At 68.4% G+C, this 14,717-nt stretch carries 14 protein-coding genes and 1 pseudogene; 7 read left to right on the top strand and 8 right to left on the bottom strand.

The window, feature by feature from the left end:
- Nucleotides 1-17: 17 nt before the first annotated feature.
- The 4 genes from KZI27_RS17040 to KZI27_RS17025 are packed head-to-tail and all read left to right on the top strand — an operon-like array spanning nucleotide 18 to nucleotide 5,376.
- Nucleotides 18-1,361, top strand: coding sequence for an ABC transporter substrate-binding protein (locus KZI27_RS17040; RefSeq protein ID WP_222658551.1), 1,344 nt, complete (start codon nucleotides 18-20; stop codon nucleotides 1,359-1,361).
- Nucleotides 1,362-1,373: 12 nt separating this feature from the next.
- On the top strand, nucleotides 1,374-2,321 hold the full coding sequence (locus KZI27_RS17035) for a carbohydrate ABC transporter permease (protein ID WP_110892195.1): 948 nt from the start codon (nucleotides 1,374-1,376) through the stop codon (nucleotides 2,319-2,321).
- A complete protein-coding gene (locus KZI27_RS17030; RefSeq protein ID WP_222658550.1) occupies nucleotides 2,318-3,226 on the top strand; it encodes a carbohydrate ABC transporter permease in 909 nt (302 codons plus the stop codon). The genes KZI27_RS17035 and KZI27_RS17030 overlap by 4 nt, the downstream gene beginning before the upstream one ends.
- Nucleotides 3,223-5,376 (top strand): beta-galactosidase, encoded by a 2,154-nt coding sequence (locus tag KZI27_RS17025; protein ID WP_261783951.1) that lies wholly within the window; start codon nucleotides 3,223-3,225, stop codon nucleotides 5,374-5,376. The genes KZI27_RS17030 and KZI27_RS17025 overlap by 4 nt, the downstream gene beginning before the upstream one ends.
- Nucleotides 5,377-5,436: 60 nt before the next feature.
- Here KZI27_RS17025 and KZI27_RS17020 read toward each other — a convergent pair whose 3' ends face one another.
- From KZI27_RS17020 to KZI27_RS17010, 3 genes are all read right to left on the bottom strand, one after another.
- Nucleotides 5,437-5,697, bottom strand: a complete 261-nt coding sequence (locus KZI27_RS17020; RefSeq protein WP_222658549.1) for a hypothetical protein — start codon at nucleotides 5,695-5,697, stop codon at nucleotides 5,437-5,439.
- Nucleotides 5,698-5,711: 14 nt separating this feature from the next.
- A complete protein-coding gene (locus KZI27_RS17015; protein WP_222661462.1) occupies nucleotides 5,712-6,140 on the bottom strand; it encodes an Hsp20/alpha crystallin family protein in 429 nt (142 codons plus the stop codon).
- Between the two features lie 192 nt (nucleotides 6,141-6,332).
- The gene (locus KZI27_RS17010) at nucleotides 6,333-7,079 is read right to left on the bottom strand and encodes an SDR family NAD(P)-dependent oxidoreductase (RefSeq protein ID WP_222658548.1); all 747 of its coding nucleotides are present in this window, start codon (nucleotides 7,077-7,079) and stop codon (nucleotides 6,333-6,335) included.
- Between the two features lie 86 nt (nucleotides 7,080-7,165).
- Between KZI27_RS17010 and KZI27_RS17005 the strand changes: the two genes are divergently transcribed.
- Entirely contained in the window at nucleotides 7,166-7,795 is a 630-nt protein-coding gene (locus tag KZI27_RS17005) for a TetR/AcrR family transcriptional regulator (RefSeq protein ID WP_222658547.1), read from the top strand.
- A gap of 106 nt (nucleotides 7,796-7,901) precedes the next feature.
- Here KZI27_RS17005 and KZI27_RS17000 read toward each other — a convergent pair.
- From KZI27_RS17000 to KZI27_RS16985, 4 genes and pseudogenes are all read right to left on the bottom strand, one after another.
- Nucleotides 7,902-8,342, bottom strand: a pseudogene (locus tag KZI27_RS17000) (alpha/beta fold hydrolase); the annotation flags it as partial.
- Nucleotides 8,343-8,391: 49 nt separating this feature from the next.
- The gene (locus tag KZI27_RS16995) at nucleotides 8,392-8,898 is read right to left on the bottom strand and encodes a hypothetical protein (RefSeq protein ID WP_222658546.1); all 507 of its coding nucleotides are present in this window, start codon (nucleotides 8,896-8,898) and stop codon (nucleotides 8,392-8,394) included.
- Nucleotides 8,895-10,856: an alpha/beta hydrolase gene (locus KZI27_RS16990; RefSeq protein ID WP_222658545.1), complete on the bottom strand. Its 1,962-nt coding sequence runs from the start codon at nucleotides 10,854-10,856 to the stop codon at nucleotides 8,895-8,897. Before KZI27_RS16990 ends, KZI27_RS16995 begins: the two co-directional genes overlap by 4 nt.
- A gap of 145 nt (nucleotides 10,857-11,001) precedes the next feature.
- Nucleotides 11,002-12,468, bottom strand: a complete 1,467-nt coding sequence (locus tag KZI27_RS16985; RefSeq protein ID WP_222658544.1) for an SDR family NAD(P)-dependent oxidoreductase — start codon at nucleotides 12,466-12,468, stop codon at nucleotides 11,002-11,004.
- 144 nt (nucleotides 12,469-12,612) lie between these two features.
- Between KZI27_RS16985 and KZI27_RS16980 the strand changes: the two genes are divergently transcribed.
- Together KZI27_RS16980 and KZI27_RS16975 are read left to right on the top strand one after the other, a co-directional pair.
- Nucleotides 12,613-13,128: a hypothetical protein gene (locus KZI27_RS16980; RefSeq protein WP_222658543.1), complete on the top strand. Its 516-nt coding sequence runs from the start codon at nucleotides 12,613-12,615 to the stop codon at nucleotides 13,126-13,128.
- 56 nt (nucleotides 13,129-13,184) lie between these two features.
- Nucleotides 13,185-13,628: a barstar family protein gene (locus tag KZI27_RS16975; RefSeq protein ID WP_222658542.1), complete on the top strand. Its 444-nt coding sequence runs from the start codon at nucleotides 13,185-13,187 to the stop codon at nucleotides 13,626-13,628.
- Between the two features lie 14 nt (nucleotides 13,629-13,642).
- On the opposite strand, the gene KZI27_RS16970 is transcribed toward KZI27_RS16975, so the two are convergent.
- Nucleotides 13,643-14,716, bottom strand: a complete 1,074-nt coding sequence (locus KZI27_RS16970; RefSeq protein ID WP_222658541.1) for a threonine aldolase family protein — start codon at nucleotides 14,714-14,716, stop codon at nucleotides 13,643-13,645.
- Nucleotide 14,717: the final 1 nt, after the last annotated feature.

Here is a 14,717-nt window from a genome sequence, read left to right as displayed (position 1 = left end):
CCGTACCTGCGCCACCCGTGCCTCCCGGCAGAGACCGCGGACCGAGCCGACGCGACCTGCTCCGGTGGGGCGCCGCCGCGGGCGGCAGCATCGCCCTCGGCGCGCTGCTCGCGGGCTGCTCTCCACAGTCCACCGCCGCCGTGCGTTCCGGACGCGCCGACCTGTCCTTCTGGACGCACGACCCCGGCTACGAGAAGTTCTTCACCGAGGCGCTGCCGGTCGCCGACCGGAAGTCGGACTTCGACTTCGCGCTCGACATCACCACCATCGCCGCGGCCGACATCCCGACCAAGCTCATCGCGCAGGCCGTCGCCGGCACGGGCACGCCGGACGTCGCCGGGCTCGAGATCGGGGCGTTCTGCCGGATGCTCCGCGGTGACATCGCATCCGAGCTGCTGAGCGACCTGTCGCCGTCGGTGGCGTCGCGCAAGGACGACCTGATCGCCGCGCGACTCACGCCGTTCTCGAAGGACGGGCACCTGTACGCGCTCGACTCGGACACCCCCTTGTGCGTCTACTACCACCGCGCCGACCAGTTCGAGGCCCTCGGCATCCCCGACGACCTGACGACGTGGGAGGAGTACATGGACGTCGGCGCGAAGCTCAACAAGCGCAAGGGTGTCTCGCTGCACGCCGTGGCGGTCACCGACCCGGGCGGCACGCTGCAGAGCTACCAGATCCTGCTGCTCCAGCGCGGCGGCGACCTCTACGACGAGGACGGCGGCATCGACATCCAGACGCCGGAGGCCGAGCGCACCCTGCAGTTCCTGGTCGACGGCGTGCAGTCCGGTGCGATCGCGACGGTCGCCGACATGTACGGACCGAGCCTGCAGTCCGGGCTGAAGGGCGGCACCATCCTGGCCGTCGACATGCCGTCCTGGTACGCCAGCTACGGCATCAAGCCGAACGTGCCCGAGCAGCAGGGCAAGTGGAAGGTGCGGAACCTGCCCCGGTTCGCCGGCGGTGGCAGCACCACGAGCGTCGGTGGTGGCACCGGGTTCTCGGTGCTCCGTGACAAGCCGCTCACGAAGGCCGGTATCGACCTGGTGCTCGCCGCGTACCTCGACCCGGACCAGCAGGTGAAGCGCTACCAGGACCTCGGGTACCTGCCGACGCTCCGATCGGTCTACGACGACCCGCGGCTCGCGGCGCTGAGCGACCCGTACTTCGGCGGGCAGCAGCTGTTCGGCGTCTACAAGTCGGTCGTCGACGACGTGCCCTCGCAGCACCAGAGCGCCGATGCCTCGATCCTGCAGACCGTCCTGAGCGGCTACCTCATCAAGGCCTACAAGGGCCAGATCTCCCCGAAGCAGGCGCTCGACGCCGCTGCGGCCGACTTCCGCGGCCAGACCCGCGCCTGAGGAGGACCCTCGATGTCCACGTCAACCGCCACCGGCATCCCGGTCTCCGCCACCACCACGGCCGATCCGCCCGTTCGGCGCCGACGCCTGAACACGAACGGGGGCAGTGCGCCCTACCTGTTCATCGCACCGTTCTACGTGCTGTACGGGCTGTTCATGATCGTGCCGGTGCTCGCCGCCGTGTACCTGTCACTCACCGAGTGGGTCGGCCTCGGCACACCGAACTGGATCGGCCTGTCCAACTACGCGAACCTGTTCCGGGACACCAGCTTCGGTACCGCTCTGGTCAACTCGCTGATCTACACGCTCATCGCCGTGTTCGTCATCGTGCCGTGCTCGCTGCTGGTCGCGCAGGCACTCAACGCCAAGGGGCTCCGCGCCCGCGACCTGTTCCGGGTGACGTTCTTCATCCCGATGGTGCTGTCACCGATCGTCATCGCGCTCATCTACAGCCTGGTGTTCGACACGAACTACGGCCTGCTCAACGCCACGCTCAAGGCGCTGTTCGGGGTGCCGAACACCGACTGGCTCGGTGACCCGACGCTCGCGAAGGTCGCCATCGGCTTCGTGCTCCTGTGGCGGACGGTCGGGTACCTGACGATCTTCTTCCTGGCGGCACTGCAGAACGTGTCGCCCGAGCAGTACGAGGCCGCGTCGCTCGACGGGGCCGGCACGTTCCGGAAGTTCACCAACGTGACGCTCCCGGCGATCCGTCCGGTCACGGCGTTCGTCGTGGTCACGAGCTTCATCAGTGCCGCGCAGCTGTTCGACGAGCCCTACCTGCTCACCAAGGGCGGACCGGGCGAGGCCACCCTCTCCGTCGCCATGTTCATCTACCGCGCCGCCTTCGAACGGCAGCAGTTCGGGTACGCGGCAGCCGCCGGTGTCGTGCTGTTCGTCATCGTGTTCGGCGTCAGCCAGATCCTCAACCGCGCACTCGCCATCGGGAGGGACGCATGACCGCCACCACCGACCGCCCGGACACCCGGGCCGTCACGACCGCCGGCAGCCGGGCACCGCGATCCGGCCCGCCACGCACCAAGGGGTGGGTCGCTCGTCGCGGTCTGCTCTACGCCACACTCGTGGCCCTGCTGCTGGTGTTCGTGTTCCCGCTGCTCTGGGCGCTGTCCGGCTCGTTCAAGCAGCGTGGCGACATCTTCGCGACGCCGCCCACGCTCATCCCGAGTCCGGCGACGGGGGAGAACTACACGAACCTGCTCGCGACGCAGCCGTTCTGGGCCTGGTTCGGCATCAGCGTCGGCACCGCCCTGATCGCGACCGTCGTGTCCGTGTTCGTCTGCGCGATGGCCGGGTACGGGTTCGCGAAGTTCCGGTTCCGGGGCAAGCGGATCCTGTTCGCGGTGATGTTCTCGTCGCTCTCGGTGCCGTTCGCGGTGATCCTCGTGCCGCTCTTCATCCTGGTGGTGAAGTCGGGACTCACGAACCCGTGGTTCTCACTCGTCGTGCCCTGGGTGGCGCCGGCGTTCGGCATCTTCATGATGCAGCAGTTCATCGTGCAGGCGATCCCCGACGAACTCATCGAGGCGGCCCGCATCGACGGCAACTCCGAGTTCGGCACGTTCCGCCGGGTCGTGCTCCCGCTGCTGCGGCCCTCGCTCGGCGCCCTCGCTGTGTGGAGCTTCCTGCAGAGCTACAACTCGTTCCAGTGGCCGCTGGTCCTGCTGTCCGACTCGAGCCAGTACACGCTGCCCCTCGGACTCAACGCGATCTTCGCGTCGGAGAACCGGTCGTACGACCTGGTGCTCGCCGGCGCCGTGCTGGCGAGCGTGCCGACGATCCTCGTGTTCCTGCTCCTCCGCAAGCAGCTGCTCGACGGCCTGACCGCGGGGGCGGTCAAGGGATGACCGGCGCGCCCGCCCACCACCACACCTTCTCGAACGGAGCACCCAGCACCATGCAGCACGACCGCGTCCTCTTCGGCGCCGCCTACTACCACGAGTACCAGCCGACCCCTCGGCTCGACGAGGACATGCGCCTGATGCAGGAGGCCGGGTTCTCGGTCATCCGCGTCGGCGAATCCGTGTGGAGCACCTGGGAACCGGAGAACGGCCGCTTCGACCTCGAGTGGCTCGCGCCCGTGCTCGACGCCGCCCACGAACACGGCATCCGGGTGATCCTCGGCACGCCCACGTACGCCGTGCCCATGTGGCTCGCCCGCATCGTGCCGGAGATCAACGTCCGCCGCCGCACCGACGGCGAGGCGATGGGCTGGGGTGCTCGGCAGGAGATCGACTACGCCCACCCGGCGTTCCTGTTCCACGCCGAGCGGGTCATCCGGAAGATCGTCGCCCGGTACGCCGAGCACCCCGCCGTGATCGGGTACCAGGTCGACAACGAACCGGGCAACGAGCTCATCGCGAACCCCGAGGTGTTCCAGCGCTTCGTCGACCACCTGCGCCACACCTACGGCAGCGTCGAGCGGCTCAACGAGGAGTGGGGACTGACGTACTGGTCCCACCGACTTTCCACCTGGGCCGACCTGTGGACGCCGGACGGCAACGCGCAGCCGCAGTACGACCTGGCGTGGCGGCGGTTCCAGGCTTCGATCACGACGGACTTCATCGCCTGGCAGGCGTCGGTCGTGCGGGAGTACTCGCGTCCGGACCAGTTCGTGACCACGTGCATCGCGTACGAGCGGCCGACCGTCGAGGACGAGGTGCTCACCCGCACCCTCGACGTCACCGCCGGCAACCCGTACTACCGGATGCAGGACGCCCTCGAGCTGCCCAGCACCGAGGAGCCCGCACAGTTCTGGACCTCGTCCGGCGCCTGGTCGATCGTCGCCTCGGGCGACCGCATGTACGGGTCGAAGCAAGCGCCGTTCCTGGTCACCGAGACGAACGCGCAGGCCATCGGCTTCTCGTGGATGAACGAACCGGCCTACGAGGGGCAGTGGCGCCAGGCCGCCTGGGCCCTCGTGTCCCGCGGTGCCTCGATGATCGAGTACTGGCACTGGCACACGCTGCACTACGGCGTCGAGACGTACTGGGGTGGCGTGCTGCCGCACTCGCAGCAGCCCGGTCGCACCTACGAGGAGATCGCCCGGATCGGCGCTGAGTTCGCGCACGCGGGGGACCGGGTCGCCGGACTCCGCCCGCACGCCGACGTCGCCCTGCTGTTCTCGAACGAGTCGAAGTGGGCGCTCAACGAGCACCCGGCGCTCGGCGACGGCATGGAGCCCGACCGGCGCTCGTGGCAGACCGTCCACGACGCCTTCGCCCGTGGGGTGTTCGACGCCGGACTGCAGGCGAACACGGTGCACCCGTCGCAGGTCTTCGACCGTGACCCGGCGTCCTTCGCCGCCGAGCGCCCCGTGCTCGTCGCCGCTGCGTTCACCATCGCGACGGACGCCCAGCTGCAGTGGCTCGCCGCCTACGCCGAGGCCGGCGGGCACCTGGTCGTCGGCGTCCGCACCGGGTACGAGGACGAGGAAGCCCGAGCTCGGCTCGAGCGGAAGCCCGCCTTCCTCGACGTCGCCGCGGGCGTGCACTACGACGAGTTCAGCAACCTCGGACGGCGCATCCCGGTGTCCGCCGGAGCCGATGCCGCAGCGCACGGGTTCGACGTGCCGGCCGGAGCGACGGCCACGCGGTGGGCGGACGGACTGCTGGTCGACGACGCCGACGTGCTCGTCGGGTACGACCACCCGCACCACGGACGGTTCTCCGCCGTGACCACACGGTCGCACGGTGCCGGTCGTGTCACCTACGTCGGGACGGTTCCGGATCCGGCGCTCGCCGCAGCCATCGCCGGGTGGGCGGTCGCGCAGGGCAGCGGGTCGACGAGCTGGCAGCCGCAGGTCGACACACAGTCGGTCGCGAGCTCGGTCAACGGCCGCGGTGAGACGGTGCACGTCGTCCACAACTGGTCGTGGACGCCGAGCACGTTCACGGTGCCGGTGGCGGCGGACGACGTGCTCGACGGTACCCCGCTGGCGGCCGGTGCCGTGCTCGAGCTCGGGCCGTGGGACGTCCGGGTGGTCGCCGTCGGGTGACCACCTGACGCGTGCAGAGAGCCCCGCTGCCCATCGGCAGCGGGGCTCTCGTCCTGCAGTTCAGCGGGTCCGACTCGGCCGCATCGGAGGCGATCGGGCCCACGGGGTAACCGACGACCGATCACGCCCGGCCATCGGCCTGGCAGCCTCGATGTTCCCGGCTCCTCCCGGTCGACCGTGGTGCGGCCCGACCGCGGTCGAGACTTCGACCCTGGTGCCCACCCGGACGCGGACGAACGCGTCGTGCACGATCGTCTCGGCTTCGCGGACCAGCGCGTCGGCGTCGGTGTCCGAGAAGACGAGTTCCTCGACCAGCTGCATCGCCGCCTCCGGGTTCAGCTCGCGATCGCGGTCTGCTGGCCGGCGGGGGTGCCGCTCACGACCTCGATCTTGCGCGGCTTCGCGCGCTCGCTGACCGGGATCACGAGGGAGAGCACGCCGTTGTCGTAGTGGGCGGAGATGTTCGCCGAGTCGATGCCCTCGCCGAGACTGAACTGGCGCAGGTACGACCCGTGCGGGCGCTCTTGGATGATCCACGAGCCGACGGACTGGGCAGCGGAGCGCTCGGCCCGGATGGTGAGCAGCTGCCCGTCCACGTCGATGTCGACGGAACCCGGGTCGATGCCGGGCAGGTCGGCGTTCAGCACGTAGCGGTCCCCGTCGCGGTGCAGGTCGACCGGCATCGGCTTCGGTCCCTGTCGCGAGCCGAGGAGGGCGCCCGCCAGGCGGTCCATCTCGGAGAAAGGATCAAACGTCACAGCCATCTTGAAGAGTCCCCTTCCTGGTGTCGAGTTGTCGTCGATCCGGCTGTTCACCGGAGACGAGATCATCGTAGATCCGGGCTGAGGCGAGATCCTCAAAAGGGTCTGGAAAGCGGCTTGGACTTCGCTTGGCGGGGCGGACGGGAGGCGCGGTGTCAGCTGGCACCGCGCCTCCCGTCCGCCGTGTGGCCCGGTTCAGGCGATGGTGCTGCCACCGTCGACCAGGAGTTCGCTTCCGGTCATGCCGGAGCTCTGGTCGGACACGAGGAAGAGGACTGCGGCGGCGACCTCCTCCGGACGCAGGAGTCGACCGAGGGGCATCCCGTCGGCCATCTGTTCCAACAGCGCGTCGCCGTTGTCCGGAGCGAGACCCTTCAGCCCGGGCGTCTCGGTGGGCCCGGGGACGACCGTGTTGATCCGGATGCGTCGCGGTGCGAGCTCCGCGACCCAGGTGCGGGTCAGGGTCGCGATCGCGGCCTTCGACGCGCCGTACAGCCCGAACGACGGTTCCGTGCCGGAGGCTGCCGTCGACCCGGTGACGACGATCGCGGATCCTTCGCGCAGGAACGGCAGTGCGCCCTGCACGGTGAGGGTGGTGCCGCGGACGTTCGTACCGAAGGTCGCCTCGAAGTCCTCCGCGGTGACGTCGGCGAGGGGCTTGAGCTCGCCGATCCCGGCGTTGACGTGCACGGCGTCGATGCCCGACCCCCGTTCGGCGACGGCGCGGAAGACGGTCGCGATGTCGTCCGGATCAGTGGTGTCCGCGCGGATCGGCGTGACGGCGTCGCCCAGTTCCTCGCGGATGGTGTCGAGTGCTTCCTGGCGTCGTCCGGTGACGAAGACGTGCGCTCCCTCGTCGACGAAGCGGTGGACGACGGCGAGGCCGATCCCCGACGTGCCGCCCGAGACGAGCGCGGTCTTGCCCTGCAGTGCACCGGTCATGGTGTCCTCCTTGTTCTTGACTGAATGATCCAGAACGGTACGTCATAATGGACGGATCAGTCAACAACCGACCTGCAGGAGTTCCGATGCCGCGACCACGCAAGTTCGACGAGGCCGACGTGATCGAACGCGCCCGACGCACCTTCGCCGAGAGCGGGTTCGAGGGGACGTCGCTCGACGACCTGCTCGAGGCGACCGGACTCGGGCGTCAGAGCCTGTACAACGCGTTCGGTGGCAAGAAGGAACTCTTCATGCGGGCCTTCCTCAGCGACACCGCGGAGGCCGTCGACGCGGTGAAGACCGTCCTGCAGGGGGCCGAGCACCCGATCGCCCGGATCCGGACGCAGCTCGTGTCCTCGGCGGTCGAGCATGGTGAAGCCCAAGGTCCACCATCACTGCTGCTCCGCGCGGCGGTCGAGCTCTCCGCTCGTGATCCGGAGGTCGCGGCGACCGTCACCGAGGCCTTCGACGCCATCCGTGCCGACTACACCGCGTGCATCGTCGACGCGCAGGAGGCCGGCGAGATCGAGGCCGACACCGACGCGGAGGCGCTCGGTACCTACTTCTGCGCCGTCATCGAGGGGATGGGTGCGATCGGCCGCGTCGGGACGTCCCGCGCCGCGCTCCTGCAAGTCGGTCTCACCAGTCTGGGCGTCGTGCCGATCACGCCCCTGGGGCACGAGCACCTCGGCACCGCTGACGGCCCCTGGACCTGACCGGCGCACGGTGGGCAACGGACTGGAGGCCCGCTGCAGGTGAGTCGATCGACCCACCTGCACCGGGCCTCCAGTCAGGATCGCTGCGAACGCAGCGTCAGCGGCGTCAGCCGCGGATGAACGCGAGGATGTCGGGGTTGATCACGTCCGCGTGGGTCGTCAGCATGCCGTGCGGGTGGCCCTCGTAGATCTTGAGCGTCGAGTCACTGAGCAGTTCGGCCTGCTTCAGCGCGGCGTCCTGGTACGGCACGACCTGGTCGTCGTCGCCCTGCAGGACGAGGACGGGCACGGTGATGGCGCGGAGGTCCTCGGTCTGGTCCGTCTCCGAGAACGCCTTGATTCCCTCGTAGTGGGCGATGGCACTGCCCGTCATGCCCTGACGTCACCAGTTGGCGATGACCGGCTCCGACGGGGTCACGCCGTCACGGTTGAAGCCGTAGAACGGACCGGAGGCGACGGCCTGGAAGAACTCGGCACGGTTGGCGGCGAGCGCCTGGCGGAACCCGTCGAAGACCGAGATGTCGGTACCCTCCCGGCGGCTGCGACTCGTGCCGATCCGGCGCACCTTCGTCTGGGCAGTGGCTTCCGGGCGTCGATCAGTTTTCCGACCGTAGCTTGTCGGGCACACCGTCGGAGCATGCGGAGGTAGCAGAGATCTGGTAATTGCCGGGGTAGGCGTTGAAGCTCGCCGAGGTCACCGGACCGCCTCGACCGCGGACGCCGGGTACTGGATTCGCGCCTCCGCTCTGGTACTCCTCGACCTGGATGCCGAGGCCCTGCCAGTGCTTGCTCACCGACTGGACGTCGGTCTTCGCGTCGGCGCCCGTTGTGTCCGCTCGCTTCATGACGTACACGAACGTCGTCCCCGTCGCACCACTCGGCTGCTCGCACTCCCGAACGCCCGGACCGCTCAGGTGCTCCCAGCTCCCGCCGGCTGCTGACGAGGACTGTTCCACGAAGTCGACAACGGACTGCTTCGCTTCTGACGGTTGCACGGTGGGTTCTCCTGGATCGTTGCTGCAGCCGGACAGGAAGAGGGCGGAACATCCGAGGACCACCGCGGTCGCGATCGACCTGTTGAGCGGGGAGCGCTTCGTCGTCACGGTTGCCCCTGCATCTGATCGATCACGGTCTTCTCGTACCACGTCATTCCTTTGGGCTCCTGCTCCGTCATCGCCTCAGGGTGTCCCGTTGTGGCCTGCCCGATGTTGTACAGCGATTCTGTGTCGGCGTCGAGGTAGCCGCGGTGGTCATCCGTCAGAACGTTGTGATCGTCGACGGAGTGCTTCTCGCGGTCTCCGGGAACGCCGTCGGTGCCGAACGCGGTCGCACCGAACGCAGGAGCGGTGGGATCCTGACCGTGCGTCGGACTCAGCCTTCCCGTCTGCGCCCAGCGATCCCCGCGCCCGGGTTCGAGGACCCAGATGTTCTGGGCCTGACCCGCGTACACGTGCTCCGCGTGCAGGGAGTTGACGTTCTTGACGGAGTCTGGGATGCCTGCGGACCCGATCGTCGTGAACGTGTCCACGTGCACCCCGGTCTTCGTGAGCGCGTAGGCGGCGGTCGTCGAGCCGTAGGAATGTGCGACAACGTTGTTCGAGAAGGAGCCGTCCTGGCGCGCGGCGTCCAACCCCCGGAGGGCAGCAGTCAGCTTCTCGCTGCCGTCCTTCGCATACTTCGAACCGAGGACTCCGAAGTCCAGTTGCCCTTGGATCACCGGCTGGGGCGGCGTGGTGTAGCCGATCCAGGAGACGACGGCGCGCTCGGTGGGGCCGGTGAGACCCTGCTGGGTGTAGAGGTTCTGTGCCGCGTCAGACCAACCGGTCATGCCGGTGGTGTCGGTAGCCATTCCCGGAATGGCCCAGGTGACGTTCTTCGCGGTGTCCAGATCACCGATCGAGATCGCCGCCAACGGTGGAACGACGTCATCGTGGAGCGAGATCAGGAATCGCTCGCCCTCGTTGGTCGCGTCGTTGCTCGCAGTTCGGATTTTCTCGAGTGCGGTCAGGTTCTCGAACTCGGTCGCGAAGGTCGACCCGCCCGGGTCGTAGGTTGCCGAGTGACCAAGGTCTTTCAAGCGCTGTTCCGCCTGGTCGATCAACTCGTCGAGGACCACCCGGTTCGCTGCGTCGCGAGCCCAGTACGCCACGCCTTCAAGGTTGCCGAGTTGGCGAAGCACGGCAACTGGAAGAGCCTCGAGCTCATGTCGGTCTGCCTGTGCGAGGCCGACCTTCGCCCACAGGGCGGCGACTTGGGTGGCCGTGAGATCTGGGTCGAACAGCGCCGCCATGCTGTGGGGCAGCTCGGCCGCAGCGCAGATGTCCAGGGTTGCGTTGGACAGCGTCCCCTGACCTCCTGCGCGGTCGAAAGCGTCGGCGATGCGGTCGAGCCAGGCGGCGTCCTCCCCGTTCTCGTCAAGGAGGTGATCAAAACCGCTTAGGAATGACGCGCTGCCGACGCGTACCCAGCTGCACGTCGATGTGAAGTTCGTCCAAGCATTCCGGAGTGCAGTGCGCTCGGATCCCGCGGCGAGATCGAGTCCGCGGGCGTCCGACGCGAATCCTCGGAGCGCCGCGGGGTCGGCTGCGGTCCGACCGGCCCCGGTTCCGGTCCCGGTGCGGGTTCTGGCCCTCGGAGCGAACGAGGCAGAGACTTCGGGCCGCGCTACCGGTTGCTCGGACGGCTTCAGGTCGAGCTGCTGACTGCCGGGGACGCCGAACACGCCGAGAGGTGATGATGCGGCGGCTTCGTCACGTGCCGCCTGACGATGCTGCCAGGCCGCAAGATCAGCCTGTCGCAGACTTTCCTGTTCGGCGGCTGCAGTTGCCTGCTCGACCTGGTCGCTGAGTTGGTCGAGGACATGGACGAGTCTCGGACGATCTTCAGCCTCGATCTGCGCTGACTCGTCGAACCGCTTGGCGTACACGCCTTCGAAGTCTTCCCGGGCTGACTCCGCAGCCGCGCGTCGTGCAGCCGCCTGGCCGCGTAGCCGCTGCGCCGCCGTCGTCGCCGCTCGTGAGAGTCGACCGGCTGCTTCATCGTCGTAGTGGATGGTCCCCATGAGCCCCCCTGCTCGTCCTGGAATCTACACGAGCCTCGAGCGGCTTGAAACATCAATGGTGTGGGGCAGAGGTGGTCGGCCACACGTCCGGCTGGTCTCGAACGTCGGGCCGGTCGGGCGACGCACTGTCACGGCAGCACCGAGCTCACCAGGAACTCGGCTTGTAGTCCTTCAGGAACACGCCGAACACGTCCTCGCCCGCCTCGCCCCGAACGATCGGGTCGTACACGCGAGCCGCCCCGTCGACGAGGTCGAGCGGCGCGTGGAAGCCCTCTTCGGCCAGCCGGACCTTCGTGGGGTGCGGCCGCTCGTCAGTGATCCACCCGGTGTCGACGCTCGTCATCAGGATCTGATCGGTCTCGAACATCTCCTGCGCGCTCGTGCGGGTGAGCATGTTGACGGCGGCCTTCGCCATGTTCGTGTGCGGGTGCCCCGGTCCCTTGTAGGCGCGGCCGAACACACCTTCCATCGCGCTGACGTTCACCACGTAGGTGCGGTGCGCCTCGCTCGCGGCCATCGCGGGACGGAGCTTTGAGATGAGGATGAACGGCGCCGTGGTGTTGGCCAACTGGACCTCGAGCATCTCGAGCGGGTCGACCTCGTCGACGGCTTGCGTCCACGAGTTCACGTCGTGCAGGTCGGGCACGAGGCCACCGGCGTCGATGGCGGTGCCCATGGCCAGGCGCTCGAGCGAGCTCGATCCCGGAGCCATCGCCTGCTCGGTGAGTTCGTCGGCCCGGGCTGCGGCGGCCGCGAGGATCGGGTGCGCCGTCACTGAGCGGGCGAGCGCCTGCGGGTGCTGGTCGTTCGTGTGCCCGAAGGTCACCAGCTCGGGCAGCGGGCCGTCCGGCAGCGGCGCGAGTTCGGCGTCGACGAGGGGCTGGTACGCCCCGGGCGACCTGCGGACCGTCTGCGTGGCGTTGTTGATCAGGATGTCGAGGGGGCCGGCCGCGGCGACGTCCTCAGCGAGCCCGATGACCTGGGCAGGGTCGCGCAGGTCGATGCCGACGACCTTGAGGCGCGAGATCCAGTCGGCCGAGTCGGGCAGGCTCGTGAACCGACGGACGGCGTCGCGGGGGAACCGCGTCGTGATGGTCGTGTGGGCGCCGTCACGCAGCAGGCGGAGCGCGATGTACATGCCGATCTTCGCGCGGCCACCGGTCAGCAGGGCCCGCTTGCCCGTCAGGTCGGTCCGGGCATCGCGCTTCGCGTGGCTCATCGCCGCGCACGAGGGGCACAGCTGGTGGTAGAACGCGTCGACGACGGTGTACTGCTGCTTGCACATGTAGCAGGGGCGTGACTTCAGCAGGGTGCCGGCGGTGGACGCCGTCGTCGAGGTGCTGATCGGGACGCCGCGGGTCTCGTCGTCGATCCGGTCGGCTGCTCCGGTCGCGGTGGCGGCGATCACGAGGCGGTCGGCCTCGGCGATGACCGCGCGCTTCTCGAGCCGGTGCGCTCGCTTCACGGCCTTGAACATCTTCGCCGTGGCCTGACGCACCCGTACGAAGTCGGGGTGCGTCTCGTCGATCTCGGTCATCTGCCCGAGCACCCGGAGCGTGGCGTCGAGGTCCTCGGGGAGGATGCCGCTGGGTTCGGGGTGCTCGGAGATCACACGGGATTCTACGTTGGATCAGGCCGAGCCCGGCTCGACGGTTTCGAGCGCATGCCCCTTCTCCGTAGTATCGACGGGTATCTGTGAGGAGAAATCATGATGTTGCGACTTGGAACTGGTGCGGCGGTCATCAGCCTCGCCCTCGTGCTCACGGGCTGCTCTGGGTCGGACGGTGCGGCGCATCCCGACGGGACCAGTCCCGCGGGTTCATCGACAGCCGCTTCGGCGACGGCGACGCCGACGCCGACGCCGACGCCGACACTCGAGAAGGACCTCTCCGCGAACGCGATCGCTGCCGCGGTGCGTACGAAGGTCGCGACCATCACCGACGTCGTCGCGCTGACCGCCGAGACAGATTCGAACCAGCTGCTCGGGCGGCCGAACGGCTACACGCAGGCGACGGTCTTGTCCGATTCGCACGGTGCTTGCCCTCCGGACGGCCCCGGGACCGATTGCGGCGCAACGATCGAAGTGTGGGGAAGTCAGTCAGACGCGCAGGCGCGCTCGGACTACATCCAATCGATCCTGAAGCAGTCACCGGAACTCGGGAGCGAGTACGACACGGTCGGCGGCAACGTGCTCCTCCGGGTGACGGGGAAGCTCACTCCGGATCAGGCGAAGCCGTACCAGGAAGCCTTCGCCGCCTACGTCGGCTCCTAGGTACGCCTCCGCGGAGCAGCTTTCGCGTGCTCACAGCACTGGGTTACCGTGATGCCGTGGCGGTGTGGAAGACACACGACATCATCGCGGGGCACGTCGACTTCGACATGGCCCGCGATGGGTTCGTGGGACGAGCTGACGATTCGGAGCGTCGGGCCGAGACCGTCGGTTGGCTTGAGGCAGCGGGATACCGGGTGCTCCGCTTCGACGCGGCGAACTGGGACGGCAAGCGGGAGATGCTGCGCGAGATCGGGCAGGCTCTGACGTTTCCCGACTCCTTCGGCATGAACCTCGACGCCCTCGACGACTGCCTCGGTGATGTCGCGGAGGGAGAGTACGGCTGGACGGGTGGGGAGACCGGCATCGTCCTGCTGTTCACGTCCTTCAGCGCTTTCCGGAGTGTCGACGACACCGCAGCCACCGCGCTCATGGACATCGTCAGCAGTCGTAGCCGCTACGCAGCCCTGTTCGGGAACCGGATCCTGACCATCGTCTCGTGACGAACGGCCCCAGGTCAGGCCGCGTCGAGCTCCCGCGTCAATGCCGTCACGAAGTCGTCGATGTCCTGCTCGGATGTGTCGTACGCGCACATCCACCGCACCTCGTTGCGGCTGGCGTCCCAGTCGTAGAACCGGAAGTGCTTGCGCAGCCGCTCGGCCACCCCGGCGGGCAGCGTCGCGAAGACGCCGTTCGCCTGGGTCTCCTGGCTGAACCCGACGCCCTGGATGCTGCCGTCGGCGATCCGGGCCTCGAGTGCTCCGCGGAGTCGAGCGGCCATGGCGTTGGCGTGCCCGGCGGAGCGCAGGTACAGGTCGTCGGACAGCAGCGCGATGAGCTGCGCCGAGACGAACCGCATCTTCGACGACAGCTGCATGTTCATCTTGCGCAGGTAGTGCAGCCCCTCTGACGCGTCGGGGTTGAGCACGACGATCGCCTCGCCGTAGAGCATGCCGTTCTTCGTGCCGCCGAAGCTCAGCACGTCCACACCGGCGTCGGTCGTGAAGTCACGCAGGGGGAGCCCGAGGGTCGCGGCGGCGTTGGAGATCCGAGCACCGTCCATGTGCAGCGTCATGCCGAGCGGGTGGATGTGGTCCGCGATCGCCCGGATCTCGTCGACCGTGTAGGCGGTGCCGAGCTCGGTGGTCTGCGTGATGGACACCACGAGCGGCTGGGCACGGTGCTCGTCACCCCAGCCCCAGGCCTCCTTGTCGATGAGCTCGGGGGTGAGCTTGCCGTCCGGGGTCTCGACCGGCAGCAGCTTGATCCCGCCGATGCGCTCGGGAGCGCCCGCTTCGTCGGTGTGGATGTGCGCGGTGCTCGTGCACACGACGGCACCCCATCGCGGCAGCATCGACTGCAGCCCGACGACGTTGGCGCCGGTCCCGTTGAACACCGGGAACGCCTGCGCCTGCGAACCGAAGTGGTCGGCGATCACCTCGTTGAGACGGGCCGTGTAGACGTCCTCGCCGTACGCGATCTGGTGGCCCTCGTTGGCCGCGGCGATCGCGTCGAGGACCTCGGGGTGGACGCCGGCGTAGTTGTCCGAGGCGAAGCCCCGCAGGTCCAGGTCGTGGAGTCGAAGGGTCACT

The sequence above is a fragment of the Curtobacterium sp. TC1 genome (genome assembly GCF_019844075.1).
GTDB lineage: Bacteria > Actinomycetota > Actinomycetes > Actinomycetales > Microbacteriaceae > Curtobacterium.
This window is presented reverse-complemented; position numbering and strand designations above follow the sequence as displayed.